The organism is Enterobacter sp. BIDMC 29 (assembly GCF_019378755.1).
Lineage (GTDB): Bacteria > Pseudomonadota > Gammaproteobacteria > Enterobacterales > Enterobacteriaceae > Enterobacter > Enterobacter ludwigii.
In genome coordinates this window covers 851,143-876,617 of record NZ_CP080000.1, presented here as the reverse complement: position 1 = coordinate 876,617, position 25,475 = coordinate 851,143, and the positions used below count along the sequence as shown (strand labels likewise).

At 51.8% G+C, this 25,475-nt stretch carries 30 protein-coding genes and 1 tRNA gene; 18 read left to right on the top strand and 13 right to left on the bottom strand.

The genetic code is table 11. The annotated features are described in order from the left end of the window. Positions 1 to 14 precede the first annotated feature (14 nt). From mdtH to JTA15_RS03960, 9 genes are all read left to right on the top strand, one after another. A complete protein-coding gene (gene mdtH / locus JTA15_RS04000; protein WP_014169547.1) occupies positions 15 to 1,223 on the top strand; it encodes a multidrug efflux MFS transporter MdtH in 1,209 nt (402 codons plus the stop codon). A 124-nt stretch (positions 1,224 to 1,347) separates the two neighbouring features. Continuing rightward, the gene (locus JTA15_RS03995) at positions 1,348 to 1,908 is read left to right on the top strand and encodes a lipoprotein (protein ID WP_020884685.1); all 561 of its coding nucleotides are present in this window, start codon (positions 1,348 to 1,350) and stop codon (positions 1,906 to 1,908) included. Between the two features lie 126 nt (positions 1,909 to 2,034). Next, positions 2,035 to 3,081: a dihydroorotase gene (pyrC, locus tag JTA15_RS03990; RefSeq protein ID WP_032677867.1), complete on the top strand. Its 1,047-nt coding sequence runs from the start codon at positions 2,035 to 2,037 to the stop codon at positions 3,079 to 3,081. 74 nt (positions 3,082 to 3,155) lie between these two features. Continuing rightward, complete coding sequence (gene dinI, locus JTA15_RS03985) at positions 3,156 to 3,401, top strand: DNA damage-inducible protein I (protein ID WP_020884687.1); 246 nt, start codon at positions 3,156 to 3,158, stop codon at positions 3,399 to 3,401. Between the two features lie 273 nt (positions 3,402 to 3,674). Beyond that, positions 3,675 to 3,929, top strand: coding sequence for a biofilm formation regulator BssS (bssS, locus tag JTA15_RS03980; protein WP_008500827.1), 255 nt, complete (start codon positions 3,675 to 3,677; stop codon positions 3,927 to 3,929). 116 nt (positions 3,930 to 4,045) lie between these two features. After that, positions 4,046 to 5,164 carry an N-methyl-L-tryptophan oxidase gene (gene solA / locus JTA15_RS03975; RefSeq protein ID WP_020884688.1) on the top strand — a complete coding sequence of 373 codons (1,119 nt, stop codon included), beginning with the start codon at positions 4,046 to 4,048 and terminating at the stop codon, positions 5,162 to 5,164. 59 nt (positions 5,165 to 5,223) lie between these two features. Then, positions 5,224 to 5,337 carry a DUF2770 family protein gene (locus tag JTA15_RS03970; RefSeq protein WP_032670549.1) on the top strand — a complete coding sequence of 38 codons (114 nt, stop codon included), beginning with the start codon at positions 5,224 to 5,226 and terminating at the stop codon, positions 5,335 to 5,337. Positions 5,338 to 5,565: 228 nt separating this feature from the next. After that, positions 5,566 to 6,132 (top strand): cytochrome b, encoded by a 567-nt coding sequence (locus tag JTA15_RS03965; protein ID WP_025204469.1) that lies wholly within the window; start codon positions 5,566 to 5,568, stop codon positions 6,130 to 6,132. Between the two features lies 1 nt (position 6,133). Then, positions 6,134 to 6,712, top strand: a complete 579-nt coding sequence (locus JTA15_RS03960; RefSeq protein WP_020884691.1) for a YceI family protein — start codon at positions 6,134 to 6,136, stop codon at positions 6,710 to 6,712. 41 nt (positions 6,713 to 6,753) lie between these two features. Here JTA15_RS03960 and JTA15_RS03955 read toward each other — a convergent pair whose 3' ends face one another. Next, positions 6,754 to 7,803, bottom strand: coding sequence for a rhodanese-related sulfurtransferase (locus tag JTA15_RS03955; protein ID WP_020884692.1), 1,050 nt, complete (start codon positions 7,801 to 7,803; stop codon positions 6,754 to 6,756). 222 nt (positions 7,804 to 8,025) lie between these two features. On the opposite strand from JTA15_RS03955, the gene JTA15_RS03950 reads away from it, so the two are divergent. From JTA15_RS03950 to JTA15_RS03940, 3 genes are all read left to right on the top strand, one after another. Beyond that, entirely contained in the window at positions 8,026 to 8,952 is a 927-nt protein-coding gene (locus JTA15_RS03950) for a Kdo(2)-lipid IV(A) acyltransferase (RefSeq protein ID WP_014169534.1), read from the top strand. A 141-nt stretch (positions 8,953 to 9,093) separates the two neighbouring features. Beyond that, on the top strand, positions 9,094 to 10,323 hold the full coding sequence (gene mdtG / locus JTA15_RS03945) for a multidrug efflux MFS transporter MdtG (protein ID WP_032681267.1): 1,230 nt from the start codon (positions 9,094 to 9,096) through the stop codon (positions 10,321 to 10,323). A gap of 84 nt (positions 10,324 to 10,407) precedes the next feature. Then, positions 10,408 to 10,782: a MysB family protein gene (locus JTA15_RS03940; RefSeq protein ID WP_020884694.1), complete on the top strand. Its 375-nt coding sequence runs from the start codon at positions 10,408 to 10,410 to the stop codon at positions 10,780 to 10,782. A gap of 6 nt (positions 10,783 to 10,788) precedes the next feature. On the opposite strand, the gene JTA15_RS03935 is transcribed toward JTA15_RS03940, so the two are convergent. The 3 genes from JTA15_RS03935 to mdoG all read right to left on the bottom strand — a co-directional run bounded on the left by JTA15_RS03935 (position 10,789) and on the right by mdoG (position 15,171). Beyond that, positions 10,789 to 11,016, bottom strand: coding sequence for a YceK/YidQ family lipoprotein (locus tag JTA15_RS03935; RefSeq protein WP_020884695.1), 228 nt, complete (start codon positions 11,014 to 11,016; stop codon positions 10,789 to 10,791). A gap of 80 nt (positions 11,017 to 11,096) precedes the next feature. Further along, a complete protein-coding gene (gene mdoH / locus JTA15_RS03930) occupies positions 11,097 to 13,625 on the bottom strand; it encodes a glucans biosynthesis glucosyltransferase MdoH (RefSeq protein WP_020884696.1) in 2,529 nt (842 codons plus the stop codon). Further along, positions 13,618 to 15,171, bottom strand: a complete 1,554-nt coding sequence (gene mdoG / locus JTA15_RS03925) for a glucans biosynthesis protein MdoG (RefSeq protein ID WP_025204472.1) — start codon at positions 15,169 to 15,171, stop codon at positions 13,618 to 13,620. The genes mdoH and mdoG overlap by 8 nt, the downstream gene beginning before the upstream one ends. Positions 15,172 to 15,426: 255 nt before the next feature. Here mdoG and mdoC point away from each other — a divergent pair, with 255 nt between their 5' ends. Then, a complete protein-coding gene (mdoC, locus tag JTA15_RS03920; RefSeq protein WP_014169528.1) occupies positions 15,427 to 16,566 on the top strand; it encodes a glucans biosynthesis protein MdoC in 1,140 nt (379 codons plus the stop codon). Between the two features lie 34 nt (positions 16,567 to 16,600). Here mdoC and ymdB read toward each other — a convergent pair whose 3' ends face one another. The 5 genes from ymdB to csgB form a co-directional block, all read right to left on the bottom strand. After that, complete coding sequence (gene ymdB / locus JTA15_RS03915; RefSeq protein ID WP_014169527.1) at positions 16,601 to 17,143, bottom strand: O-acetyl-ADP-ribose deacetylase; 543 nt, start codon at positions 17,141 to 17,143, stop codon at positions 16,601 to 16,603. Between the two features lie 106 nt (positions 17,144 to 17,249). Next, complete coding sequence (locus JTA15_RS03910) at positions 17,250 to 17,570, bottom strand: hypothetical protein (protein WP_014169526.1); 321 nt, start codon at positions 17,568 to 17,570, stop codon at positions 17,250 to 17,252. 159 nt (positions 17,571 to 17,729) lie between these two features. After that, on the bottom strand, positions 17,730 to 18,062 hold the full coding sequence (csgC, locus tag JTA15_RS03905; RefSeq protein ID WP_014169525.1) for a curli assembly chaperone CsgC: 333 nt from the start codon (positions 18,060 to 18,062) through the stop codon (positions 17,730 to 17,732). A 59-nt stretch (positions 18,063 to 18,121) separates the two neighbouring features. Further along, a complete protein-coding gene (gene csgA, locus JTA15_RS03900) occupies positions 18,122 to 18,577 on the bottom strand; it encodes a curli major subunit CsgA (RefSeq protein ID WP_014169524.1) in 456 nt (151 codons plus the stop codon). A 41-nt stretch (positions 18,578 to 18,618) separates the two neighbouring features. Beyond that, positions 18,619 to 19,074: a curli minor subunit CsgB gene (csgB, locus tag JTA15_RS03895; RefSeq protein ID WP_020884698.1), complete on the bottom strand. Its 456-nt coding sequence runs from the start codon at positions 19,072 to 19,074 to the stop codon at positions 18,619 to 18,621. Positions 19,075 to 19,841: 767 nt separating this feature from the next. Here csgB and csgD point away from each other — a divergent pair. Genes csgD through csgG form a run of 4 tightly spaced genes read left to right on the top strand, consistent with a single transcriptional unit; the run spans position 19,842 to position 22,183 of the window. Further along, positions 19,842 to 20,492 (top strand): biofilm master transcriptional regulator CsgD, encoded by a 651-nt coding sequence (csgD, locus tag JTA15_RS03890; RefSeq protein ID WP_020884699.1) that lies wholly within the window; start codon positions 19,842 to 19,844, stop codon positions 20,490 to 20,492. A 4-nt stretch (positions 20,493 to 20,496) separates the two neighbouring features. Continuing rightward, complete coding sequence (csgE, locus tag JTA15_RS03885) at positions 20,497 to 20,886, top strand: curli production assembly/transport protein CsgE (RefSeq protein ID WP_020884700.1); 390 nt, start codon at positions 20,497 to 20,499, stop codon at positions 20,884 to 20,886. A gap of 23 nt (positions 20,887 to 20,909) precedes the next feature. Further along, a complete protein-coding gene (gene csgF / locus JTA15_RS03880; RefSeq protein WP_020884701.1) occupies positions 20,910 to 21,323 on the top strand; it encodes a curli production assembly/transport protein CsgF in 414 nt (137 codons plus the stop codon). 26 nt (positions 21,324 to 21,349) lie between these two features. Further along, complete coding sequence (csgG, locus tag JTA15_RS03875) at positions 21,350 to 22,183, top strand: curli production assembly/transport protein CsgG (RefSeq protein ID WP_014169519.1); 834 nt, start codon at positions 21,350 to 21,352, stop codon at positions 22,181 to 22,183. A gap of 43 nt (positions 22,184 to 22,226) precedes the next feature. Here the strand turns inward: csgG and JTA15_RS03870 are convergent, their stop codons facing one another. The 4 genes from JTA15_RS03870 to ghrA form a co-directional block, all read right to left on the bottom strand. After that, positions 22,227 to 22,709: a DUF1097 domain-containing protein gene (locus tag JTA15_RS03870; protein WP_073395898.1), complete on the bottom strand. Its 483-nt coding sequence runs from the start codon at positions 22,707 to 22,709 to the stop codon at positions 22,227 to 22,229. Between the two features lie 96 nt (positions 22,710 to 22,805). Further along, positions 22,806 to 23,360, bottom strand: coding sequence for a molecular chaperone (locus JTA15_RS03865; protein ID WP_219372891.1), 555 nt, complete (start codon positions 23,358 to 23,360; stop codon positions 22,806 to 22,808). 20 nt (positions 23,361 to 23,380) lie between these two features. After that, a complete protein-coding gene (locus JTA15_RS03860; protein WP_219372890.1) occupies positions 23,381 to 24,118 on the bottom strand; it encodes a phosphatase in 738 nt (245 codons plus the stop codon). Positions 24,119 to 24,202: 84 nt separating this feature from the next. Continuing rightward, positions 24,203 to 25,141 (bottom strand): glyoxylate/hydroxypyruvate reductase GhrA, encoded by a 939-nt coding sequence (gene ghrA, locus JTA15_RS03855; RefSeq protein ID WP_183516461.1) that lies wholly within the window; start codon positions 25,139 to 25,141, stop codon positions 24,203 to 24,205. A gap of 232 nt (positions 25,142 to 25,373) precedes the next feature. Between ghrA and JTA15_RS03850 the strand changes: the two genes are divergently transcribed. Further along, positions 25,374 to 25,461: transfer RNA gene (locus tag JTA15_RS03850), tRNA-Ser, on the top strand. Positions 25,462 to 25,475: the final 14 nt, after the last annotated feature.

The following is a 25,475-nucleotide window of genomic DNA, read 5'->3' as shown; positions in this document are numbered from 1 at the left end:
TCCCTGGAGGGAAAATGTCCCGCGTATCACAGGCGAGGAGCCTGGGTAAATATTTCCTGCTAGTCGATAACATGCTGGTCGTGCTCGGCTTTTTTGTCGTGTTTCCTCTTATCTCGATCCGCTTTGTCGATCAAATGGGTTGGGCGGCGCTGATGGTTGGCATCGCGTTGGGTTTACGCCAGTTTGTCCAGCAAGGCCTTGGGGTGTTTGGCGGCGCCATTGCTGACCGCTTCGGCGCGAAACCGATGATTGTGACCGGTATGCTGCTGCGTGCGGCAGGCTTTGCCACGATGGCGGTTGCCCATGAGCCCTGGCTTCTGTGGTTCTCCTGCTTTCTCTCCGGGATCGGCGGAACCCTGTTTGACCCGCCGCGCACCGCGCTGGTGGTGAAGTTAATTCGCCCGCAGCACCGCGGACGTTTCTTCTCGATTTTAATGATGCAGGACAGCGCGGGCGCGGTAATTGGCGCGCTTCTGGGGAGCTGGTTGCTGCAGTACGATTTCCGTCTGGTCTGCGCGGCTGGCGCGGTGCTCTTTATTCTGTGCGCCCTCTTTAATGGCCTGTATCTGCCAGCATGGAAATTGTCGACGGTGAAAGCGCCGGTACGCGAAGGGCTGGGCCGCGTCCTGCACGACAAACGTTTTGTCACCTACGTATTGACCCTGACGGGTTACTACATGCTTGCCGTGCAGGTGATGCTGATGCTGCCTATCATGGTGAATGATATTGCGGGAACCCCGGCCGCCGTGAAATGGATGTACGCCATCGAAGCCGCGCTTTCGCTGACGCTGCTCTATCCGATTGCCCGCTGGAGTGAACGGCGTTTTCGCCTGGAGCATCGTCTGATGGCCGGGCTGTTTTTAATGACGCTGAGCATGATGCCCATCGGTCTGGTGAATTCTCTCCAGCAGCTGTTTACGCTGATTTGCACCTTCTATATTGGCTCTATCATCGCCGAGCCGGCTCGTGAGACGCTGAGCGCCTCGCTTGCAGATGCACGTGCCCGCGGCAGCTATATGGGGTTCAGCCGACTCGGTCTGGCCTTTGGTGGGGCTTTGGGTTACGCCGGCGGCGGCTGGCTGTTTGATGCAGGCAAAGCGCTGAATCAACCGGAACTGCCGTGGATGATGCTCGGCGCGGTGGGCTTTATGACGCTGCTGGCCCTCTGGTGGCAGTTCAGCCAGAAGCGCAGCGCAAGCGGCATGCTCGAACCGGGCGCGTAGCCCTTCCCTCTGGCGGGAGGTCGCTCCCGCCTCACTTCTCAGTTTTTTCTGCTGGTTTCTGCCATTTCACACTGACATACTGACGTAACAGGACAGAAGCGCCGATTTTTCGTTGAGGAACACTATGAAGAAAATTGTCATTGCCGCTGCATTCATTGTCAGCGGTCTGCTGGTGGGCTGTAACCAGCTTACGCAATACACCGTCAGTGAACAGGAAATTAATCAGGCGCTGGAAAAACATAACAACTTTTCAAAAGACATCGGCGTGCCCGGGCTTGCCGATGCGCATATCGTCCTCAGCAACCTGACCAGCCAGATAGGACGTGAAGAGCCAAACAAAGTGACGCTGAACGGGGATGCGAACCTCGATATGACCTCCCTCTTCGGCAACCAGAAAGCCAATATCAAGCTGAAGCTAAAAGCGCTGCCGGTCTTTAACAAAGAGAAAGGGGCTATTTACCTGCAGGAGATGGAAGTCGTCGATGCAGAAGTCACGCCGGACAAGATGAAATCTGTGCTGCAAACCCTGATGCCTTATCTGAATCAGTCGCTGCGTAACTATTTTAATCAGCAGCCAGCCTATGTCTTAAGTGAAGACAAGAGCAAGGGTGAAGCGCTTGCGAAAAAGTATGCTAAAGGGATAGAGGTGAAACCGGGAGAAATCATTATTCCCTTCACTGATTAATCCGTAGGGCGCCGAGGCGCCCTTTTTTTTACGGAAAAGTGTGCAAACGAAAACGTTTCCGCTTATGATTTGTGTCCGGCAAAAACAGCCATCCGAATGACTGATTCCTGACAAGCCGGAGCTTCCATGACTGCACAACCCCAGGTTCTTAAAATCCGCCGCCCTGACGACTGGCATATCCATCTGCGCGATGGCGATATGCTCAAAACCGTCGTGCCTTATACCAGCGAAATTTATGGCCGCGCGATTGTCATGCCTAACCTGGTGCCACCAGTCACCACCGTCGATGCCGCAATGGCGTATCGCCAGCGCATTCTGGATGCCGTCCCGGCGGGCCATGATTTCACCCCGCTGATGACCTGCTACCTGACCGATTCCCTGGATCCAAACGAAGTGGAGCGCGGGTTTAACGAAGGCGTATTCACCGCTGCGAAACTTTACCCGGCCAATGCCACCACCAACTCCAGCCACGGCGTTACCAGCATTGATGCCATCATGCCGGTGCTGGAGCGTATGCAGAAACTGGGTATGCCGCTGCTGGTTCACGGTGAAGTCACGCATGCCGAGATCGACATCTTTGACCGTGAAGCCCGTTTTATCGACACCGTGATGGAGCCCCTGCGTCAGCGCCTTCCCGCGCTCAAAGTGGTCTTCGAGCACATCACCACCAAAGATGCCGCTGAGTATGTCCGCGACGGTAACGAGCTTATCGCCGCCACCATCACGCCACAGCATTTGATGTTTAACCGTAACCACATGCTGGTTGGCGGTGTACGTCCACATCTGTACTGCCTGCCGATCCTCAAGCGTAACATTCACCAGCAGGCGCTGCGCGAACTGGTTGCCAGCGGTTTCTCCCGCGCGTTTCTGGGCACGGATTCCGCACCTCATGCGCGTCATCGCAAAGAAGCAAGCTGCGGCTGTGCGGGCTGCTTTAATGCCCCAACCGCTCTCGCCAGCTATGCAACCGTGTTTGAAGAGATGAATGCCCTGCCGCATTTCGAGGCGTTCTGCTCACTCAATGGCCCCCGTTTTTATGGGCTGCCGGTCAATGAGACCTTCATTGAGCTGGAACGTAAAGAGAGCCAGGTTGAGGAAGCCATTCCACTGACCGATGACACGCTGATCCCATTCCTGGCAGGTGAAACCGTTCGCTGGACGGTAAAACGCTAAAAAATCAGTGCCCCTTGTTGTCAAACCGATAATATACCTGTATAAATAAACAGTATATTACACAGGGGGCATTTATGCGTATTGAAGTCACCATAGCCAAAACTACCGTTCTGCCTGCCGGCGCGCTTGATGCGCTTGCAGGCGAATTATCCCGTCGTATTAACAACACCTTTCCCGAAAACGATGGTGCCGTAACGGTGCGTTACGCGGCCGCAAACAACCTCTCCGTCATTGGCGGCGCGAAAGAAGATAAAGCGCGTATCACCGAAATCCTGCAGGAAACGTGGGAAAGCGCCGACGACTGGTTCATCACAGATTAACACTGCTCCCTCATTGTGTTTTTTTGCCGGGTCGCCCCGGCTTTTTTTTCGCCTGAAAATCCAGAAAGTTCAAATTAATTCGGCAACTTCTTTAAAAATCGTGAACAACATGGTGTTTTATTGTTCGAACAATCCTAAAAAGCAGAAAAATGTGTTGCTAGCTGTTTATTTTTCCCTTAGGAACCCTTATTACTTGTATACTGAAGTTGCTTCAGAAAAACATGCATTGAACCTCGAAGTCGTTGTCTTCTAACACGCATTATGGGGGTTATAATGGAAAAGAATAGCGAAGTCATCCAGACCCACCCACTCGTTGGCTGGGATATCAGTACCGTAGACAGCTACGATGCACTGATGCTGCGTTTGCACTACCAGACCCCAAATCAGCTGAACCGTGAAGAAGCGGAAGTTGGACAGACGCTGTGGCTTACGACAGACGTCGCCCGTCAGTTTATTTCTATTTTGGAAGCAGGCATCGCAAAAATAGAATCTGGCGACTACCAGGAAAATGAGTATAAACGGCATTAGCGTTTAGCCCACTTTTCACTCTACAGGCACCCTCGGGGTGCCTTATTTATTTCTCCCTTGTATAAGCCCCCGATGTTAATTACTCTGCTAACAAAGCGTTAGTTTAAGAGATGCCCATGAAATATGATCTGATTATTATTGGTAGCGGCTCCGTTGGTTCTGCCGCCGGATATTATGCCACCCAGGCTGGCCTCAAGGTTCTGATGATAGATGCCCATCTTCCCCCTCATTCAGAGGGAAGTCATCATGGCGATACTCGCCTCATTCGTCACGCCTATGGTGAAGGCGAGCGCTATGTCCCGCTGGTACTTCGCGCGCAAGCGCTCTGGGACGAACTGGCTAAACAGACTGAGGAGCGCATTTTCGAACGCACCGGTATCATTAACCTTGGTCCTGCCCGCTCTGATTTTCTCGCCAGCGTCGAACGCAGCGCGAAGACATTCAACCTGGACGTTGAGAAGCTCGACGCGGCGGGGATCATGTCACGCTGGCCGGAAATCACCGTCCCGGACGATTATGTTGGTCTCTTTGAAGCCCATTCTGGGGTGTTGCATTGCGAAACAGCAATAAAAACCTGGATAGCGCTGGCCGCGAAAGCAGGCTGCGCCCAGCTTTTCAATTGCCCGGTCGAGGCCATTAAACATGACGCTGACGGCGTCACGGTGACAACCCTGGACGGAGAGTACACGGCCTCCCGATTGCTCATCAGTGCAGGTACCTGGGTAACCCGTCTGCTGCCAGACCTGCCCGTACAGCCGGTGCGCAAGGTCTTCTCCTGGTTCCAGTCTGATGGCCGTTACAGTACGCAGAATAAATTCCCGGCGTTCACCGGCGAGTTACCCAACGGCGATCAGTTCTACGGCTTCCCTTCGGATAAAGACGCGCTCAAAATCGGGAAACACAATGGGGGACAAATTATCTCCTCTCCTGAAGAACGTAAACCGTTTGGCGCCTACCCACAGGATGGCTCTGAAGCCTTCTCGTTCCTGCGAAATATTTTGCCGGGCGTCGGTGGCTTACTCTATGGCGCGGCATGCACCTACGACAACACGCCGGACGAAGACTTTATTATCGATACGCTCCCCGGGCATGAGAACACATTGCTCATCACCGGTCTGAGCGGTCACGGCTTTAAGTTCGCGTCGGTGCTGGGTGAAATTGCCGCGCAGTTTGCCCAGGGTATTACACCGCAGTTTGATCTGACGCCCTTCTCTCTTTCACGTTTTAACGGATAATCCACCACGGGCTTCGGACGTTCCGGAGCCCGTTCTCTTGTTACGGTTTGCGGGGCGCTATGCGCAAAGTTGTGGGTTTTCTCATCAATAATATTCGTGAGCATTTGATGCTCTATATCTTATTGTGGGCGCTGCTGGCCATCATTGATTTTATTTACATTGTATTTTACTGAAAGTCTGCCTGACATTTATTGACATTACTTTATATTTACTTAAGTTAGAACAATTCCTCAATTAGCCCTTTGTTAAGTCTTGCACGAAGACATTGAATTACCTTTGCGGATCATTTTCAAAACCGCTGAAATAAATAAAATAAAAATCAATATCGACTTATTTCAGTTGCAATATCATTCCTTCCCGTTCATTTTTACTGCTCTGTTTATTTGATAATGGTAATCCTGATGCAATTGCGTAACTCCTCCCGGCGCTATGGAATAATATCCATAAGCTTGCACTGGATATTTGCTATTGCGGTCTATGCCATGTTCGGACTTGGCCTCTGGATGGTGACACTCAGCTATTACGATGGCTGGTATCACCAGGCCCCGGAGCTGCATAAGAGCATCGGCGTGCTGCTGATGATGGGGCTGGTTATTCGCGTGATCTGGCGACACATTTCACCGCCGCCTGCCGCGCCAAAGACCCACAGTAAATTTACCCGTATCAGCGCTGTTGCCGCGCATATTACGCTTTATGCGCTGCTCTTCGCTCTTCTGATCAGCGGCTATCTCATTTCGACAGCAGAGGGTAAACCGATAAGCGTTTTTGGCATTTTTGATGTCCCGGCAACGCTTGCCGATGCGGGATCACAGGCCGATATTGCCGGGGTGATTCACCTCTGGCTGGCATGGAGCGTGGTTATCCTGTCCGTGCTGCACGGGCTAGCCGCCCTTAAACATCATTTCATCGATAAAGACGATACGCTAAAGCGCATGCTTGGCCGCTCGTCAGTTGACTCTGGAGCTTAAAATGAAAAAACACCTGCTGGGTATCGCACTGGGTTCTCTGTTATTTACCACCGGCTCAGCCGTTGCTGCTGACTATAAAATTGATAAAGAGGGCCAACATGCTTTCGTCAATTTCCGTATTCAGCATCTCGGGTATAGCTGGCTGTATGGCACCTTTAATGATTTTGACGGCACATTCAGCTTTGACGAAAAAAATCCTGCCGCCGATAAAGTCAACGTGACCATTAATACCAACAGCGTCGACACCAATCATGCAGAACGCGATAAACATTTGCGCAGTGCGGAATTCCTGAACGTGTCTAAATTCCCACAGGCCACCTTCACCTCCACGGAAGTGAAAAAAGATGGCGATAAGCTGGATATTACCGGCAACCTGACGCTCAACGGCGTGACAAAACCGGTTACGCTGAATGCAAAATTAATGGGCCAGGGTGACGATCCGTGGGGGGGTAAACGTGCCGGATTTGAAGCCGCAGGTAAAATTCACCTGAAAGACTTTAATATTACTACCGATTTGGGCCCGGCTTCTCAGGATGTCGAACTGATTATTTCCGTTGAAGGCGTTCAGCAGAAGTCATAATAGCGACGCCCGGCAGGCTTTCACGCTGCCGGGCATCAGCCTTATTCAGGGTCGGGAATACCCAGTTTGGTGTTCAGACGGCCACGGGATTTATTAAAAATCTTGTTACCGTTTTCCCGTCCTGCACGACGACGGCGCTGTTCCTCTTCCGGCAACATGCTCTCTTCACTGCACAGTTCGCTGCAGCATCCGTTAAATTTCTCGGCACAGGCCGGACACTGAATAAACAGCAAATGACATCCGTCATTTTTGCAGTTGGTATGGGTATCACACGGCGTACCGCACTGGTGACAGTGGGCAATCACATCCTCTGAAATACGCTCGCCCATTCGTTCGTCAAAGACAAAGTTCTTACCGATAAAACGCACCGGTAAACCCTGCTCACGGGCACGGCGGGCGTACTCAATAATGCCGCCTTCAATGTGCCAGACCTTATTAAACCCGTTGTGCTTCATCCAGGCGCTGGCCTTCTCACAGCGGATCCCGCCGGTGCAGTACATCACGATCTTTTTATCTTTATGTTCCTGCATCATCTCAACCGCTTTTGGCAGTTGCTCGCGGAAGGTATCAGCCGGAATTTCCATCGCGTTTTCGAAATGCCCCACTTCATACTCATAGTGGTTACGCATATCGATGAACACCGCATCCGGATCGTCCAGCATCGCATTCACTTCCGCCGCTTTCAGGTATTCCCCGACATCAGCGGCGTTAAACGCCGGATCGTCAATACCGTCCGCGACAATGCGTTCACGCACTTTCATGCGCAGTACCCAGAATGATTTACCGTCATCATCCAGGGCAATGTTCAGGCGTACACCGTTGAGAGCCGGATCGAACCCGTAAAGCAGGTCGCGGAAGGCGTTTACTTTGCTTTCCGGTACGCTGATCTGGGCATTGATGCCTTCACGGGCAAGATAGACGCGCCCGAAAACATTCAGCGTCGTGAAGGCCTGATAAAGCGCATCGCGGGTCGCTTGTGGATCGTTGATGGTGAAGTATTTGTAGAATGAGATTGTCGTGCGCGGTTCGGTTTCAGCCAACATACGCGCCTTTAACATCTCATTCGAAACGCGGTTGTGTAACACTGGCATGGTGTACAAGTCCTGCAATCGTTAGAGAGAATGAAAAATCGGTCGGCATCATATAGCAAACAATGACAATTTACATCCACACAATTTACGCTACATTTCACACACCCTAGTTAGTCAGACTTAACAATTGCTGCATTCGTACACGTTTCGAAGACAGACATTTTTGCTACGCCTCAAAAAATGAGACAATAGCTAAACAGGACGTTAGAACACAGGAAAGACATGACCCAGTTACCGAAATTTACTGTCGCCCTTTTGCATCCCCGCTATTGGTTGACCTGGCTTGGCATTGGTTTTTTATGGCTGATGGTCCAACTCCCTTACCCTGTGATTTTCCGTGTGGGCAAATGTGTGGGCCGTATTGGTCAAAAATTCATGAAACGCCGCGCCAGGATTGCCTACCGCAACCTTGAGCTGTGCTTCCCGCAGATGAGCGAGGCGGAACGTCATGAGATGGTTACCAGGAATTTCGAATCCGTTGGCATGGGGCTGATGGAAACCGGTATGGCATGGTTCTGGCCAGACAAACGGATGGCCCGCTGGAGTGAAGTCACCGGGACGGGTATGGAGCCTGTGCATACGCTTCAGGCAAATAAGACAGGCGTACTGCTCATTGGCGTGCATTTTCTGACGCTGGAGATCGGTGCGCGTATGTTTGGCATGCAGGCACCCGGTATTGGTGTTTATCGCCCTAACGATAACCCGGTGATCGATTTAATCCAGACCAACGGCCGTATGCGCTCCAACAAAAGTATGATCGACCGTAAAGACCTGAAGGGGATGATCCGCGCGCTGAAATCAGGTGAAGTGATCTGGTATGCCCCTGACCACGATTATGGCCCACAATCCAGCGTATTTGTCCCGTTCTTCGCCGTTGAAGAGGCGGCCACAACCACCGGTACCTGGATGCTGGCGAAAATGTCCAAAGCCGCGATCGTCCCGTTTGTCCCGCGTCGCAAGCCGGATGGCTCAGGCTACGAGTTAATGATGCTCGAGCCGGAACTCGCGCCGCCGCTGGACGATGCGGAAACGACCGCTCGCTGGATGAACAGAGTGGTTGAGAAATGCATCATGCTCGCGCCGGAGCAGTATATGTGGCTCCATCGTCGCTTCAAAACACGGCCAGAGGGTATGCCGTCGCGCTATTAATTTTCCGTGCGGCCATCAGGGCCGCACGCTCATTTAGCTTTAAAAGCGCCTCCGCATTGCAGCGATCATAACCCAGGCGCATACTTAGCAGGCTTATTACTTCAGGCCTATGGTGCTTTGCACCTCATTATGCGGATTGTTATGTCACCCTCAGATGCCCCCATAAACTGGAAGCGTAACCTCACGGTTGCGTGGCTTGGCTGTTTTCTCACCGGTGCGGCGTTTAGCCTGGTGATGCCCTTCCTGCCGCTTTACGTTGAACAACTTGGCGTCACCGGTCACAGTGCGCTCAATATGTGGTCTGGCCTGGTCTTCAGTATCACCTTTCTCTTTTCCGCGATTGCTTCGCCCTTCTGGGGTGGCCTTGCCGATCGCAAAGGACGAAAGATCATGCTGCTGCGTTCGGCACTGGGGATGGCCATCATCATGGCGCTGATGGGCCTTGCGCAGAACGTCTGGCAATTTCTGATTTTGCGCGCGTTACTGGGCCTGCTGGGGGGCTTTATTCCTAACGCAAATGCGCTCATCGCCACCCAAATTCCGCGACACAAAAGCGGCTGGGCGCTCGGCACGCTCTCCACCGGAGGCGTGAGCGGCGCATTGCTGGGACCGCTGGCAGGCGGGCTGCTGGCGGATAACTACGGCCTGCGTCCGGTCTTTTTCATTACTGCCAGCGTCCTTTTTCTCTGCTTTATCGTCACGCTGCTCTGTATCCGTGAACGTTTCACCCCGGTCCCCCGAAAAGAGATGCTCCACGCACGGGATGTGCTGACCTCGCTTAAAAACCCCAGGCTGGTGCTAAGCCTGTTCGTAACGACCCTGATTATTCAGGTAGCAACCGGGTCGATTGCCCCTATTCTGACGCTCTACGTTCGCGATCTGGCCGGTGACGTCAGTAATATTGCATTTATTAGCGGTCTTATCGCGTCGGTGCCCGGCGTGGCGGCGCTGCTCAGCGCCCCGAGGCTGGGAAAACTGGGGGACCGCGTGGGCCCGGAAAAAATCCTGATATGCGCCCTGGTGATTTCCGTTCTGCTCCTTATTCCGATGTCGATGGTACAAGCACCGTGGCAGCTTGGCCTGCTGCGCTTCTTACTGGGAGCGGCAGACGGCGCGTTACTGCCTGCGGTTCAGACCCTGCTGGTGTACAACTCAACGAACCAGATAGCCGGCCGCATTTTTAGCTATAACCAGTCATTTCGCGATATCGGCAACGTCACCGGACCGCTGGTCGGAGCCGGGATTTCCGCCAGTTTTGGTTTCCGCGCCGTGTTTATCGTCACCGCGGGCGTGGTGTTGTTTAATGCGATTTATTCGTGGTTCAGTTTATCGAGGGCTTTACGACCGGTCGTTAATAAGACGAACGCGTGACAGCTTATTTTTGCATTCATACTTGCAGAACCCGATATTCAGCTATTCTTTCCCTGAAACCTTCAGGAAAACAGGGAGACACCAATGACCATGTACGCCACACTGGAAGAAGCTATTGATGCCGCTCGTGAAGAGTTCCTCGCCGATAATCCCGGCGTTGAGGAAGAAAATGCTGACGTGCAACAACTTAATATCCAGAAATACGTTCTGCAGGACGGGGATATTATGTGGCAGGCCGAATTCTTTGCTGATGATGGCGAGGAAGGAGAATGTTTGCCGGTCCTGAGCGGAGAAGGTGCGCAGGCCGTCTTTGATGGCGACTATGACGAAATCGAACTACGGCAGGAATGGCTTGAAGAAAACACCCTGCACGAGTGGGATGAGGGCGAATTTCAGCTCGAGCCGCCGCTGGATACGGAAGAAGGACAGACCGCAGCCGATGAGTGGGATGAGCGTTAATTTCCCCTATTCATAAGGGCCGTGCTGAGCGTCGATCGGCAACAATAGCGTATCGAATACCAGTGAAAACGGTAAATCGAGCACGGTGAGATAGCGCCACGCTGAATCACGTACATCCCATTTTACCCCGGGGTAGTACTGATTACCGTGGCCTTGCCCTGGAATGGTGCGGCTGATGATGCTGCCACAGCCGCTGAGTAAACACGCCATCATCACGGCGAGGATTATTTTCATCAATGACCTCTAAAAAAATACCGGCTTTTCAGCCGGTATTTTATTTGCCGGGTAGCGTAACGCCGCCGGGCACAGAAGGCTTACTTCGCCTTCAGCGCGAGTGGATTAATTTTAATCTCTTTATAATGGCTGACCCACGAAGAGTATTTCTCCGGCGCAGACCACACACGGTAGTGAAGGCGTGCCATCGTAACCGGATCGCTCAACAGCACCAGACGACGGTCGCGGTTGAGTTTTTCCGGCGTATCGTTCAGCGCCTGCTCAACGTGACGATCGCGGGCAATCTCCAGAACCTGGCTTGCACGGTGACGCGCTGTCGCCATGGCCGTCGCCAGAGCGTTAAATGACGGGTTAAACACCGCGTGCATAAAACCATCTTCCAGCGAGCGTTTGCGGTTCTGCTCAAGATACGTGTCGGTATCCACCAGCACCTGTGGCGGCGAATACTCTTCCGGGATCAGGAACAGTTTCCAGCGTTTGGTACGCAGCCCCACCGTTGAGCGGCTCGAAATCACTGACACAAACGGTGACAGGATCAGCGAGAAGACAATCGGTGCCAGCCAGAACAGGAAGCGCAGATCCAGCCAGGCCATACCTGCCGCCCATACCAGCCCCAGCAGCAGCTGCGAGCCATGACGCATGAAGGCTTCCCCCCACGGCGTGGAGTCATCATCACGCTGCGGTGAATTCCAGACCACTTCCCAGCCGAGGAACGCGCTGACCACAAACACGGTATGGAACAGCATACGCACCGGCGCCAGCAGCACGGAGAACAGCACTTCCAGCAGAAGCGAGAGCGTCACGCGGCAGAAACCACCGTACTCTTTCGAGCCTTTGCACCAGATCAGAATGATACTGAGCAGCTTAGGCAGGAACAGCAGCACCATGGTGGAGGCAAACAGCGCAATCGCCAGCTCCGGACGCCACTGCGGCCACACCGGGAACAGCTGGCGCGGTTGCAGGAAGTATTGCGGTTCCGTCAGAGCATGCACCACCTGTAGCGCAGTAGAGAGCGCAAGGAACATAAACCACAGCGGTGCGGAGAGATAAGACATTACGCCAGTCAGGAACACAGCACGGTGAACCGGGTGCATCCCTTTTACGAGGAACAGGCGGAAGTTCATCAGGTTACCGTGACACCAGCGGCGGTCACGTTTGAGCTCATCCAGCAGGTTCGGCGGCAGCTCTTCGTAAGATCCCGGCAGGTCGTAGGCGATCCAGACGCCCCAGCCAGCACGACGCATCAACGCCGCTTCCACGAAGTCGTGCGACAGAATAGACCCCGCAAACGAACCTTCACCCGGCAGCGGAGCCAGCGCACAGTGCTCAATGAACGGCTTCACGCGGATAATGGCGTTGTGACCCCAGTAGTGAGACTCACCCAGTTGCCAGAAGTGCAGACCAGCGGTAAAGAGCGGCCCGTAGACGCGGGTTGCAAACTGCTGGCAGCGCGCATAAAGCGTGTCCATACCGGACGCTTTTGGCGAAGACTGGATGATCCCCGCGTTCGGGTTGGCTTCCATCAGACGCACCAGACCGCTCAGGCAGTCGCCGCTCATTACGGAGTCAGCATCCAGCACGACCATGTAGCTGTACTGATTCCCCCAGCGACGGCAGAAGTCATCGATGTTTCCGCTTTTACGCTTCACGCGACGACGACGACGGCGGTAGAAGATCTGGCCTTCACCCTGCACTTCCGCGATCAGTTCCATCCAGGCTTTTTGCTCGGCAACGCAAATGTCCGGGTTGTAGCTGTCACTCAGGATATAGACGTCAAAATGCGCCGCGTTACCGGTTGCCTTTACGGACTCCCAGGTCGCACGCAGACCCGCAAATACGCGGTCAACGTCTTCGTTACAGATAGGCATGATCAGCGCCGTACGGTGCTCAGGATTAAGGGGTTCATCCCCGACCGTTGAGGCTGAAATGCTGTATTTGTCCCGCCCCATCAGCAGCTGCAGGAAGCCCATCAGCGCGGTCCAGAAACCGGCTGACACCCAGCAGAAAAGAACGGCAAACAGCAGAAGAATGCCGCTCTGCAGGATATACGGCAGCAGCTGCATGAAGGAGACCCAGATATCCTGGCCCATCATGTCTGCAGGGTTGATAAGCGCCCAGCCCTGGTAAGGCAGAATGGTTTTCATGTACCAGGTGGCGACCACGGTCTGCGCCAGCGTCAGTAACAGCAGAATGTAGCGACGAATGGTCCCCACGGTACGCCATTTCTGTTCGGAGGCCTGCTCTTCTTTCGTCAGGCGCGACAGATAGCGCGGCGTAACATCACGCCCACGCAGGCGATCCCAGAAGCGGCCAACCGGGTTGGTGCGCCACGGGTCAGGGAACATTGAGGAACGCGTGGCTTTCGGCATTGCCTGAAGCTGATCGCGTCCTTCGTCGTCTTTAATCAACTGCCCTTCTGCCAGCGAGTCTGGCCATGCCTGCGCCAGACGCGCCTTTACTGACCCCAGCGGCGTATCATCGTCACGGGAAAACGGACGATGTTCGCCATCCAGCGCGGTATGCACCGCGCGGATGTCGCTTTTAGGCAGCGCCGCTTTTTCAATGTCCGTCAGCGGCATGGCATCAATATATTCAGATGTATTATTCATTGGCAGGTAGCTGATAGCTCCAGGTTTCACTCAGCGGCTGATCGTTACTGACCAGCGCAGCACGCATTTCAGTGGTCTGTTTCGGATCTTTCACTTTCACGCGCAGCGTCAGACGCCAGCCTTTCGTTACCGGGTTATAGCGTACGGTGTTCTCAACGATTTCACCGTTATCACCGATGCTGGCCTGAGCGGCAACGGCAGTATCCGGGGACAGTTTTTTCATATCCTGGCCGGCGAAGTCCACAACAAAGGCCACGGTGCCATCAGGCTGACGGATCAGGTTAGACTGCTTCACATCCCCCGTAGAACGGCGAGTCTGCATGACGTACGCGTTATCCGGCGCATGCAGTTTGTCTTCGTCGCGGCTAAAGGTAATGGTGTATTTGAAGTTCATCTCTTTACCGGCTTCCGGCAGCTGATCCGGCGTCCAGTAAGCAACGATGTTATCGTTGGTTTCGTCATTGGTTGGAATTTCAACCAGCTCAACCTTACCTTTACCCCAGTCACCTTTCGGCGTGACCCAGGCGCTTGGGCGCAGGTCATAGCGGTCATCCAGATCTTCAAATCGGGAGAACTGACGGCCACGCTGCAGGAGGCCGAAACCTTGCGGGTTTTCCATCGCAAAACTGCTAACAGCCAGATGTTTCGGGTTATTCAGCGGACGCCAGATCCACTCACCATTACCTGCATGAATAGAAAGACCGTTGGAATCGTGCAGTTCCGGGCGGAAGTTCGTCGCCGGTGACGGCTGATTCGGCCCAAACAGGAACATACTGGTCAGCGGTGCAACGCCCAGTTTGCCGACTTTATCACGCAGGTAAACTTTGGACTGCACGTCAACGACCGTGTCACGGCCAGGCATAATAACAAAGCGATAAGCACCGGTCGCACGCGGGGAATCCAGCAGTGCATAAATAGTCAGGCGTTTGTCGGTTGGTTTTGGACGTTCAATCCAGAACTCGCGGAAACGCGGAAACTCTTCACCTGATGGCAGCGCGGTATCAATGGCGAGGCCACGCGCAGAAAGCCCGTACACCTGCCCTGCCCCGATCACGCGGAAGTAGCTGGCACCGAGCATGCTGACGATTTCGTCGTTTTTATCTTTGCTGTTGATCGGGTAAAGCACCTTGAAGCCAGCGAAGCCCAGGTCTTTAACCGTATCTTTATCGTGCTGAACATTGCCAAAATTGAAGTAATCCGGGCTGTACTTGATTTTACGTACCGCGGTCGCCGTCACTTCATTAATGGCAACAGGCGTGTCGAAGTACATTCCCTGATGATAAAACTCAAGCTTGAACGGGGTTTTAATGTTGTTCCAGTACGCTTTGTCATGGTTGAACTGGATCTGCTGATAGTCCGCATACTTCATGTCGCGGAAAACGGAGGGCAAGTTACTTTTTGGCGCTTCGTAGCTCTTGCCTGCCATCGATTTTGCCTGTTTTGCGACATCGTCGATGTTAAAGGCCAGTGCCGATGAGGTATACAGAGATAACACCACTGCAGCACCCAACCAACGCATTTTCATCATCTGTGGTTTATGTTTCATAATAAGTAAGCACTTCCCCCTTTGTGTGCTTATATCGATCCGATCCATTTTAATGGAAACTCAGGCAATCCGACAACATTATCACTGCTTTGTTCAGCTCGCTGGCTCATGGATTAAGCAAATGAAAGAACCCGCTTTTCACTTTGCGTGCTTATCCTGGAGACAGGGTGTCGGTCTTGGTGTAGGGTTGGCTTCGAATGTAACCATTATGAGTCTTAGGGATAAGGCGAAAAGTCTGAGAATGCACAAAGTTATATGAGCTCAACACCTGTAGAACGTGAATATTTCCTCGACTCGATCCGGGCATGGCTGATGCTGTTGGGGATCCCCTTTCACATTTCACTGATTTACTCCAGCCACACCTGGCATGTGAATAGCCAGATGCCTTCCTGGTGGCTCACGCTGTTTAATGACTTTATCCATGCCTTTCGTATGCAGGTGTTTTTTGTCATATCCGGCTATTTCTCCTACATGCTGTTCTTACGCTACCCGGTAAAACGCTGGTGGAAAGTGCGCGTGGAGCGTGTGGGCATTCCGATGTTGACCGCCATTCCCCTGCTGACGTTGCCGCAGTTTATTATGTTGCAGTACGTCAAAGGCAAGGCGGAAAACTGGCCAAATCTGACGCTGTATGAAAAGTACAATACCCTGGTCTGGGAACTGGTGTCTCACCTGTGGTTCCTGCTGGTCCTGGTGGTGCTCACCACGGTCAGCCTGGTCATTTTCAGCCGCCTGCGCCATCGCCTGAGTACCCAGGCCGATACCTTCTTCGCCAATATTACGCTGGGTAAACTGTCTCTGCTCTTTTTGCTGCTGGGTATCGCCTATGCGGCCGTGAGACGCACGCTTTTTATCGTGTATCCGCCGATACTGAGTGACGGACTGTTCAATTTCGTCGTGATGCAGTCGCTGTTTTACATCCCCTTCTTTTTAGCCGGTGCGCTGGCATTTATTCACCCCAAACTTAAATCGCTGTTTACCACCCCGTCGCCATGGTGCGCCCTGGGTGCCGCTATCGCGTTTGCGGCCTATCTGTTAAATCAGCGCTATGGCAGCGGCGATGGCTGGATGTATGAAACAGAAAGCGTGATCACCATGCTGCTGGGTCTGTGGATGGTGAATGTGGTCTTCGCGCTGGGACACCGCTTGCTGAACTTTAAGTCCAGCCGCGTGACCTACTTCGTCAATGCTTCACTGTTTATTTACCTGGTGCACCACCCGCTGACGCTGTTCTTCGGCGCTTATATCACGCCACATATTGCGTCCAACACGCTGGGTTTCTTTACCGGACTGGTCTTTGTGATTGGGATTGCCATCGTGCTCTATGAAATCCATCTGCGGATCCCGCTCCTGCGTTTCCTCTTTTCAGGAAAACCACAGGCTAAAGCCTCATAAACAAACGCGGCGCACTCAGTGCGCCGCGTTTGTTTTAGCTCTCTACGTCCTGTCCACGCTGCGTGAGAAGCCGCTGATAAAGGTGCGTGGTTTCTTCGTCGAAACAGACAAAAATTACCTTCTCAGGCATCGGCTTGAGGGAGAGGTATCGGTAAACGGTCTCTACCGCGATCGTGGCAGCGGCAGGTTTTGGATATCCGTATACCCCAGTGCTGATAGCCGGAAAAGCCATCGTCTTATAGCCGTTATCCGCGGCCAGGCGCAGGCAGTTGCGGTACGCCTCCTCCAGAATACTCGCCTCATGCCGATCGCCGCCATGCCATACTGGCCCCACAGCGTGAATCACCGCTTTGGCAGGAAGATCTCCCGCGAGGGTAATCACCGCATGACCCGGAGGACATTCACCCTGCTGCTGACGCACAGCTTTACAGGCCTCAAGGAGCTGCGGTCCTGCAGCCCGGTGGATTGCGCCGTCAACACCGCCCCCGCCCATCAGTGATGGATTGGCCGCATTAACGATCACGTCGACGTGCATCGTCGTAATATCGCCATGAATGACTTCAATTTGCGGTTTCATACGTACCCTCTGCTACCCGCCTTTTTCTTAAGTGTATCGCAGAGGAGGTATGGATAAAAAACTATCGGGGAAAAACCTCTTCCGCCGGGGAGCGGAAGAGCGAGAATTAACGATACTGAATTTGAACAACCGCGAGCGTTTTTTCGGGATTAAGGTACTTCATGCTGAGAGTTGCGAGGCTGGAATCGTTGACCTGACCGTTAAGTACATCTTCATAGCTGACCCTGCGCGTTTGCATCCGATTATTATCCGGGCATGTCATTGCAAACGCGTCATGATGCGGTGTGACCACGCAGGGGTCTGCGACAATAGCGCCGCGAAAATGAATCACACCACCGTCGACAATCGTGGCTGAAAAAGCGGGAGTAATAAATGCAGAGAGGATCAAACCTAAACCATAAACCCGTCGGGCTAAATATTTGGTCACTATATGTACTCCTCAATGAAAGTCGTCCTTGAGGGGTAAACGCGCTCCGCTAGGGCAAACGAAGCATCACGTTATGGAACAGCACTGCACAGCTCCTGATAACAGCATAGCTCAACCGCGCACGCCCGCCATATCCACAACGTCTTGATTTCATAATCATTAGAGCGCACTTCCCGCCGGGGACCATTGCTGTGATAAATGAAGCGATTTCCCGTCAGAGACGGTGACAGTAATGTTCACCTTGTCTCCGGAATCTATATTTAAACTCAGCCGCATTAAATCAATCGTCTGATTAGCGGGAATAAAAAGTGTGTTTTGTTGCCGTGAAGAACTTTGCCCCCCCTGCCCCTGTCGCAAAGAGACAATCTGCACCTGACATTCACACGGTTCCGTCAGAATAACCTGCGGAATAATGGTGGTCATATTTCCCTGTTGCGATGTTTTAAACGTGATCTGACTGGAAAGCGCCGCGAGGAGAATTAAGGTATTCATGATGAACTCCCGAAAAAAAACAGGGCAAATGCCCTGTTTTTTGTAGCACAGACTGGAAATTAATACTGATGTGCAGTCGCGTGGTTGCCAAAACCAACCTGCTGAACAGTCACAGTGGATCCGGATGCGGTTTGATCAACAGCAGCACCGTTGCCACCACCGTACTGGCTAACGTTCATCACCGAGTGGTTACCATTCCACTGGTCAAGCGTTGCGCTGTTACCGAAACCATTCTGAGTCAGACTAATTGAGCTGTCATCAGAGCCCTGACCAACGTCAGCACCGTTACCGCCGCCACTCTGATTAATGGTCAGTGTGGAATTTCTCGCACTGGTTTGCAAAGCGAGAGCCGAGTTACCGCCACCGTACTGGTAAATGCTCAGCGTTGAATTTGGACCACTGTCATGACCACCGTGGCCATGCCCGTTACCCCAACCGCCTTGATTAATACTACCGGCCATAGCACTACCAGAAACTACGATTGCTGCAATTGCTGCCACTTTGATAAATTTCATGGTAAACCCCCATCGGATTGATTAAAGTCGCCGCTAAATAACTAACGCTGAATAACGCGAATCGCCATTTGCGACTGTCTCTGCACTACAACTGCGGTTTTCTGCGTACCGTACTGCGTAATATTTGCTCTATTACCCGACCCTTTTTGGATAATTTTCGCACTATTACCATATCCATCTTGCGTAATACCTGCATCATTCGCGCTACCGCTCTGATCGATCCAGGCAATATTATAAGTCCCTGATTGATCAACTCTCGCTCTGTTGCCTGCTCCATCCTGAGAAACAATGGACAATAATTTTGACCCGTCCTGGCGAACCTGAGCATCATTTAACATGCCCTGCTGACCAATAATGGCTGCCTGATTTAATGATGAACGACTTAATTCATTAACCGTGAAGTTATATTCAGCGTTAGCCAAATCTGAATCAGCCGCGATTACAAATCCAGGCGCACCCAGTAATGTAAACATCATAAATAACGATGTATTTTTCATGTTGTCACCCTGGACCTGGCTATTTGATAACGCCATAACCTTGTTACTGTGACTTCGTGTTAGAACGACTCGTAATTTGTTAACGCGTCGTTACGGTGATGAGTATGTCTGCCGAAACATTTTAAATATCTCACCCGCGTGGCTTATTTTTATTTATGACGTCACCTCAAAGTAGTAATTCCATGCAAAAAAACGTTATAGACCGGGGTTCTTATTTTTCTATTAAGCTTTTCTTAATAATCGATTGTGCAGCGGGACGAGAGGGGTAAAGCCCCCATGCAACGGACGCTAAACGAAACGCCAGGAGGACATTTTACACAACACGTGACACGAGACCTGTTTTCTTAAGACGCAGCACCGTTCATTCCAGGACTTAGAAAATCTCTGTGACTCATACCTCTTTACGGGAAGAAATAAATAATTAATATTCATAAAAATCAAATGATTATAAATATTTGTATGATTTTTAAAATCTGTGCAGGGTTATTTATATGTACAACTTTCTTATCATTCCACAACATTTAAAAGAGTCCATTTTCACAAATTAATATTGATTTTTACATCCTGTTACACGTTTAACACTTGCTTTAAAGTTAGTAATAGCTAGATTGAAATCAGATGTACGAAATTTGTTTTATATTTACCTCCTGCTGGAGGTTATGGTTTTTTTTCTTCACACAGCAGTGCAACATCTGTCAGTACTTCTGGGGTCCTCTTTTTTATCTGGAGGACCGCTGTCAGGTGTCATAAAAAAGTGGGGTTTCATCATGTATAATGAAGTCCAAAGTTTACATGGTCATACGTTACTGTTGATCACAAAACCTTCGTTGCAAGCGACCGCTTTATTACAACATTTAAAGCAATCGCTGTCTCTGCACGGGAAATTACATAATATTCAACGTTCTTTTGATGATATTGCACCTGGCAGTATCATTCTGATTGATATGATGGAAGCGGATAAAAAGCTTATCCATTACTGGCAAGATAATTTAAGCAGGAAAAACAATAATATCCGCGTGTTATTATTGAATACCCCTGATGAGTATCCCTTCAGAGATATTGAAAGCTGGCCACATATCAATGGTGTGTTCTATATCACGGAAGAAGAAGATCGGCTGGTCGAAGGTCTGCAGGGTATATTGCGCGGCGAGTGTTATTTTTCGCAAAAACTTGCCAGCTACCTCATCACGCACTCCGGAAATTACCGCTATAACAGTTCAGAGTCAGCGCTGCTAACGCACCGTGAGAAAGAGATCCTGAACAAATTGCGCATTGGTGCTTCAAATATTGAAATCGCCCGTTCGTTATTTATCAGCGAAAATACGGTAAAGACGCACCTTTATAATCTTTTCAAGAAGATAGCTGTTAAGAACCGAACTCAGGCTGTTTCATGGGCAAACGATAACCTCAGGCGTTAATCAAATGAAACGCACGTTGAGTTGGATCGCCGCAGCGAGTTTCATGCTCGCTGCCGGGAACGTACGGGCCGTCGAGGTAGAAGTTCCCGGATTGTTAACAGACCACACTGTCTCCTCGGTCGGGCACAATTTTTATCGTGCATTCAGTGACAAATGGGACAGTACATTTACTGGAAATATAACAATCAACGAGCGGCCCAGTGCACGATGGGGAAGTTGGATAACAATAACGGCTAATCAGGACGTTATTTATCAAACATTTTTATTCCCCACGAAAATAGACTTCGATAAAAACGTAGCCTTAGCACTGGCTCAATCAGAAGATGCTATTAATCGCCTGCAAATTGATAAAGCGCTATTAAGCACCAGCGATTTAGCAAAAGACGAATTCTAGCGAACCTATATCCGGAGGCTGTCATGCGTATTGCATATGCAGTTGTTTCGATAATGCTAATAACCCCTATAAGCTGGGCCGGAAATATGACGTTCCAGTTCCGTAACCCTAACTTTGGCGGTAATCCCAATAATGGGGCGTTTCTGTTGAACGAAGCCCAGGCGCAAAACTCCTATAAGGATCCCAGCTTTAAGGATTTTAGCGTCGATACCCCATCGGCACTGGACAACTTCACGCAGGCTATCCAGTCGCAGATTTTGGGAGGGTTGCTGACCAACATTAATACCGGCAAACCCGGCCGAATGGTGACCAACGACTTCATTGTCGACATCGCCAACAAGGACGGACAACTCCAGTTGAACGTTACCGATCGAAAAACCGGGAAAACCTCCACCATTCAGGTTTCCGGTCTACAAAGTGATTCAACGAACTTTTAAACAACAACGAAATAAGGACAACGATCATGCAGCGCTTCCTGATATTTGTTGCAGTGTGCTTATTGAGCGGTTGTTTAACTGCTCCACCTAAAGAAGCTGCAAAACCAACATTAATGCCTCGGGCTCAAAGCTATCGTGATTTAACACATTTACCTGCGCCGACCGGTAAAATATTTGTCTCGGTTTACAACATTCAGGATGAAACGGGACAATTTAAACCTTATCCGGCAAGTAACTTCTCTACGGCAGTGCCACAGAGCGCCACCGCCATGCTGGTGACCGCCCTGAAGGATTCGCACTGGTTTATTCCTCTGGAACGTCAGGGTCTGCAGAACCTGTTAAATGAACGGAAAATTATTCGCGCTGCGCAGGAAAATGGCACCGTCGCGAATAATAACCGCATGCCGCTGGAATCACTGGCCGCGGCGAACGTCATGATCGAGGGATCGATTATCGGTTATGAAAGCAACGTTAAATCGGGTGGTGTGGGCGCGCGTTACTTTGGTATCGGTGCTGATACGCAATATCAGCTCGACCAAATCGCCGTAAACCTGCGTGTCGTCAACGTCAGCACGGGTGAAGTGCTCTCTTCGGTAACGACCAGCAAAACCATTCTTTCTTATGAAGTGCAGGCCGGGGTTTTCCGCTTCATCGATTACCAGCGTTTGCTGGAGGGTGAAATCGGGTATACCTCTAACGAACCGGTCATGATGTGTCTGATGTCAGCCATAGAAACCGGGGTAATCTTCCTGATTAATGATGGTATCGATCGTGGATTGTGGGACCTGCAGAACAAAGCAGAGGCGCAAAACCCGATACTGGTTAAATACCGCGATATGTCAGTGCCTCCGGAATCCTGACAGGAAGCGCATAAAAAAGGCGAGATCATCATCTCGCCTTTTTTTATTCGCTTACCGCAGTGATGTTTTGCGCTTTATCCCGTCTGGCAGCCAGCCAGAGGCCGCTGTTCTTCATAGCATAGCCAAACACCAAGCCCAGCATTAGCGAGGGAAGCACCAGCGCCCAGTCCCCCTGCCCTGCAAACGTCGCGCATGCGCCCATAAAGGTACCGGGTACAAACGACAGCAGCATATGCTTTGCCTGGATACACATCAAAAACGCGACTACGCCGGTCATGATATAGCCCAGGATCTCCAGATGCGGGGCCAACGCGCTGCCCTTCATAATCACGAGTGCCCAGATAACACCGCTCATCAGGGTACAGCCAGAGATAAAAAGCCCTTTTACGCCGCCCTGCGGGCAGGCAAAGTAGGCCGTACAGCCCAGAAACCCGGCCCAGCTGAGCAACCCGAGAGAGACCGCCACCCATCCCCATAGTCCGGAGAGAATGCCTGTCGTTAATGCGATACACAGTAATATGTTCATGGCGCGCATCTTAGCAGAAGCGCGCCATGGAAATGAGATCAGATGCACATTCCGTGCAAGATGAAATGTATGGTTGCAGAATTTATGTGATCTAAATCACTCTTCTTCTTCTTCTTCCAGCTCATCCCACATTGCCGCAATGGCGTCGCGGGTCAGCGGAGCCAGCGTTCTCCAGAACGGCGAGGTCGCATGTGCTTCAACTTTGCCGAGGAAAGTACCGCACCACGGCAGCAGATACGCTTCGAAGAGCGTTTCGATAGCCTCGTTCTCATCATCAGCGGCGTGATCTTCAATCCAGGATGCAGCCAGCAGCAACGTTCCGATATGGTCCGCAGGGGTATCCGTCAGCGGCATTCCGCGTTCAGAGAGAAACGTGCGCACTTCCGCTTCCGTCGCCCCTTCCTGCCAGGCTGAACGGTACGGCGAAACGCGGCATTCGTCGCCAATAAACAGTGCGTTGTAATCCGTTGAAATCTGCTGCATATCGCAACTTTTTTGCAGACGCTCCAGCAACTCATCCTGTTCCAGCGGCCAGTTTTGCGCCAGTTTCCCTTCACGAATCAGGGTAAAGAGTGGAACCAGCAGCGGGTCTTGCGGCTGACGATAGAACAGCGTACCCAACACGCGGCAAAGGATGGAAAACTCATTCATTTTTTTATTCCATTACACAATTAAAGATCGGCAAATTCATCAATCGGATCCATTCCGCGTGACTCGAGGAAATCAAGCATGCGGCGTGGGGTAACGTTAAGGATCCTGTCTTCCGGGAAATCCACGTCATTCAGTATTTTCAGGCATTCACTAAAATCACCCAGCGTAAACGCGGTATGGGAATCGGAACCCAGCGCCACCATGCCGCCGGCATCCCGTACTGCAGCTGCCACGGCGCGACAGTTTGCTTCACTGCCCTTACGCGAGTGAACAAAAGAAGAGTTATTGATCTCCAGCGCCACGCGGTGTTTCGCTGCCGCCTTGGCAACAGCCTCGATATCAATCGGGTATTTAGGATTACCCGGATGAGAAATAATGTGCACGTTGCCGCTGGCTATAGCAGCAATCATCGCTCGGGTGTTCATCTCTTTATCCTGCGGCGCGAAAACCGGCTCGTGGAAACCGGCAAGGATCAGATCCAGAGAGGTCAGCATCGGTCCGGTGCAGTCGATTTCACCGTCTGTATTTTTAATGTTTGCCTCGATACCGCGCAGTATCCCAATACCGTCCACCAGACGTGGCCAGATCCGCATATTCACAAAATGCCAGTAGTGCGGCGCATCTGCCATGTCCGGGCCGTGATCGGTAATCGCAAAAAGCGTAATGCCCTTGCGTTTCGCTTGCGCGATATAATCATGGAGGTTGCTATACGCGTGGGTACTGGCGACGGTGTGCATATGCAGGTCAACGGGATACATCTTTCTCTCCTCTGCGGTTTTTCCAAAGGATAGCAGTTATCTGCAGCGAATATTAGCAAAAACCCGGCTAACGCCGGGTTTCACTCAGTAGCCGCGCTGTCTGTCGACCTGTCCGGTTACCGGATGGCCCTGCTCCATCTCACTGATGGTGTGGGTAATATAGGCCACAGCTTCCGCCGGACGCGTGACCGCTGCAATGTGCGGCGTCATCGCCACACGCGGATGTGCCCACAGCGGGCTTTCTGCCGGTAACGGCTCGCGGCTGTACACATCCAGCATCGCCCCTTTCAGTTTTCCGCTGTTCAGCGCCTGCAGCAGATCGGACTCAACAAGGTGTACCCCGCGTGCCAGGTTCATTACGTAACTCTGGTCAGCCAGTTGATTAAGCAGTGCACCATTGATAATCCCCACCGTTTCGGCCGTATTTGGCAGCAGGTTGATGAGCACGCGCGTACCGTTCAGGAACGCAGGAAGCTCATCAGCGCCGGCAAAACTTTCTACGCCCGGATAATCCTTGCGGCTACGGCTCCAGCAACGCAGTGGGAAGCCCCACGGGGCAAGTGCTTCAGCGACTTTTAAGCCGAGCACGCCAGCCCCTAGGATACCAATGGTAAAATCTTCGCGCTGATAATCCGGCAGCGGTTCCCAGTGGGATTGCTGTTTTAATGCCTGATAGTCGTCGAAGCGGCGGAACCAGTGCAGCACCTGGCTGACAGCATACTCCTGCATTTGCTGTCCCATGCCGGTATCTTCCAGACGGAAAAGAGGGATCTCTTCCGGCAGCATTTCAGGGTGTGCTTTCAGTTTGCTCAGAATCGAATCCACGCCGGCGCCCAGCGCAAAAACTGCCTTCAGTTTACGGCCCTGGAGCATTTCTACCGGCGGATGCCAGACCAGCGCGTAGTCAGCATGTTCGTTATCACCACGTTTCCACTCACGCACGCGCGCCCCGGGCAACGCCGCCGAAAGTGCCTTAATCCAGTAAGCAGTATCAAAAGTGGGGTGATAGAAGATTATATCCATAGTCATTCCTGCCTTTTATTGCGCTGTTTTGTGTTCATTTTCAACTGGATTGCCAGCATAACAAATTTTTCCCGCCACCGCGTTGTTGATAAAAAAGACGCTTTCAGCACATTTAAAAGCCATGTTGACTGAAGTTTGTCTAAATGCGCTGATTTACTGAAAAAGTGAGTTGACGCCAGTTCGGCTTTTCCTTACATTAGCGCCCGTCCCGGCAACAACGGGATGACAATATGGTGAGGTGTCCGAGTGGCTGAAGGAGCACGCCTGGAAAGTGTGTATACGGCAACGTATCGGGGGTTCGAATCCCCCCCTCACCGCCATATTCAAGATGAGA

Coding starts and splice junctions, on each gene's coding strand:
- mdoG (WP_025204472.1), bottom strand. CDS start 15,171: ATGAAACATAAACCACAGATGATGAAAATGCGTTGGTTGGGTGCTGCA.
- JTA15_RS03955 (WP_020884692.1), bottom strand. CDS start 7,803: ATGCCAGTGTTACACAACCGCGTTTCGAATGAGATGTTAAAGGCGCGT.
- JTA15_RS03995 (WP_020884685.1), top strand. CDS start 1,348: ATGAAGAAAATTGTCATTGCCGCTGCATTCATTGTCAGCGGTCTGCTG.
- csgF (WP_020884701.1), top strand. CDS start 20,910: ATGCGTATTGCATATGCAGTTGTTTCGATAATGCTAATAACCCCTATA.
- bssS (WP_008500827.1), top strand. CDS start 3,675: ATGGAAAAGAATAGCGAAGTCATCCAGACCCACCCACTCGTTGGCTGG.
- csgB (WP_020884698.1), bottom strand. CDS start 19,074: ATGAAAAATACATCGTTATTTATGATGTTTACATTACTGGGTGCGCCT.
- mdoH (WP_020884696.1), bottom strand. CDS start 13,625: ATGAATAATACATCTGAATATATTGATGCCATGCCGCTGACGGACATT.
- JTA15_RS03970 (WP_032670549.1), top strand. CDS start 5,224: ATGCGCAAAGTTGTGGGTTTTCTCATCAATAATATTCGTGAGCATTTG.
- solA (WP_020884688.1), top strand. CDS start 4,046: ATGAAATATGATCTGATTATTATTGGTAGCGGCTCCGTTGGTTCTGCC.
- JTA15_RS03960 (WP_020884691.1), top strand. CDS start 6,134: ATGAAAAAACACCTGCTGGGTATCGCACTGGGTTCTCTGTTATTTACC.
- JTA15_RS03965 (WP_025204469.1), top strand. CDS start 5,566: ATGCAATTGCGTAACTCCTCCCGGCGCTATGGAATAATATCCATAAGC.
- pyrC (WP_032677867.1), top strand. CDS start 2,035: ATGACTGCACAACCCCAGGTTCTTAAAATCCGCCGCCCTGACGACTGG.
- csgC (WP_014169525.1), bottom strand. CDS start 18,062: ATGAATACCTTAATTCTCCTCGCGGCGCTTTCCAGTCAGATCACGTTT.
- mdtH (WP_014169547.1), top strand. CDS start 15: ATGTCCCGCGTATCACAGGCGAGGAGCCTGGGTAAATATTTCCTGCTA.
- csgD (WP_020884699.1), top strand. CDS start 19,842: ATGTATAATGAAGTCCAAAGTTTACATGGTCATACGTTACTGTTGATC.
- mdtG (WP_032681267.1), top strand. CDS start 9,094: ATGTCACCCTCAGATGCCCCCATAAACTGGAAGCGTAACCTCACGGTT.
- mdoC (WP_014169528.1), top strand. CDS start 15,427: ATGAGCTCAACACCTGTAGAACGTGAATATTTCCTCGACTCGATCCGG.
- csgG (WP_014169519.1), top strand. CDS start 21,350: ATGCAGCGCTTCCTGATATTTGTTGCAGTGTGCTTATTGAGCGGTTGT.
- JTA15_RS03940 (WP_020884694.1), top strand. CDS start 10,408: ATGACCATGTACGCCACACTGGAAGAAGCTATTGATGCCGCTCGTGAA.
- csgE (WP_020884700.1), top strand. CDS start 20,497: ATGAAACGCACGTTGAGTTGGATCGCCGCAGCGAGTTTCATGCTCGCT.
- dinI (WP_020884687.1), top strand. CDS start 3,156: ATGCGTATTGAAGTCACCATAGCCAAAACTACCGTTCTGCCTGCCGGC.
- csgA (WP_014169524.1), bottom strand. CDS start 18,577: ATGAAATTTATCAAAGTGGCAGCAATTGCAGCAATCGTAGTTTCTGGT.
- ymdB (WP_014169527.1), bottom strand. CDS start 17,143: ATGAAACCGCAAATTGAAGTCATTCATGGCGATATTACGACGATGCAC.
- JTA15_RS03950 (WP_014169534.1), top strand. CDS start 8,026: ATGACCCAGTTACCGAAATTTACTGTCGCCCTTTTGCATCCCCGCTAT.
- JTA15_RS03935 (WP_020884695.1), bottom strand. CDS start 11,016: ATGAAAATAATCCTCGCCGTGATGATGGCGTGTTTACTCAGCGGCTGT.
- JTA15_RS03870 (WP_073395898.1), bottom strand. CDS start 22,709: ATGAACATATTACTGTGTATCGCATTAACGACAGGCATTCTCTCCGGA.
- JTA15_RS03860 (WP_219372890.1), bottom strand. CDS start 24,118: ATGTATCCCGTTGACCTGCATATGCACACCGTCGCCAGTACCCACGCG.
- ghrA (WP_183516461.1), bottom strand. CDS start 25,141: ATGGATATAATCTTCTATCACCCCACTTTTGATACTGCTTACTGGATT.
- JTA15_RS03865 (WP_219372891.1), bottom strand. CDS start 23,360: ATGAATGAGTTTTCCATCCTTTGCCGCGTGTTGGGTACGCTGTTCTAT.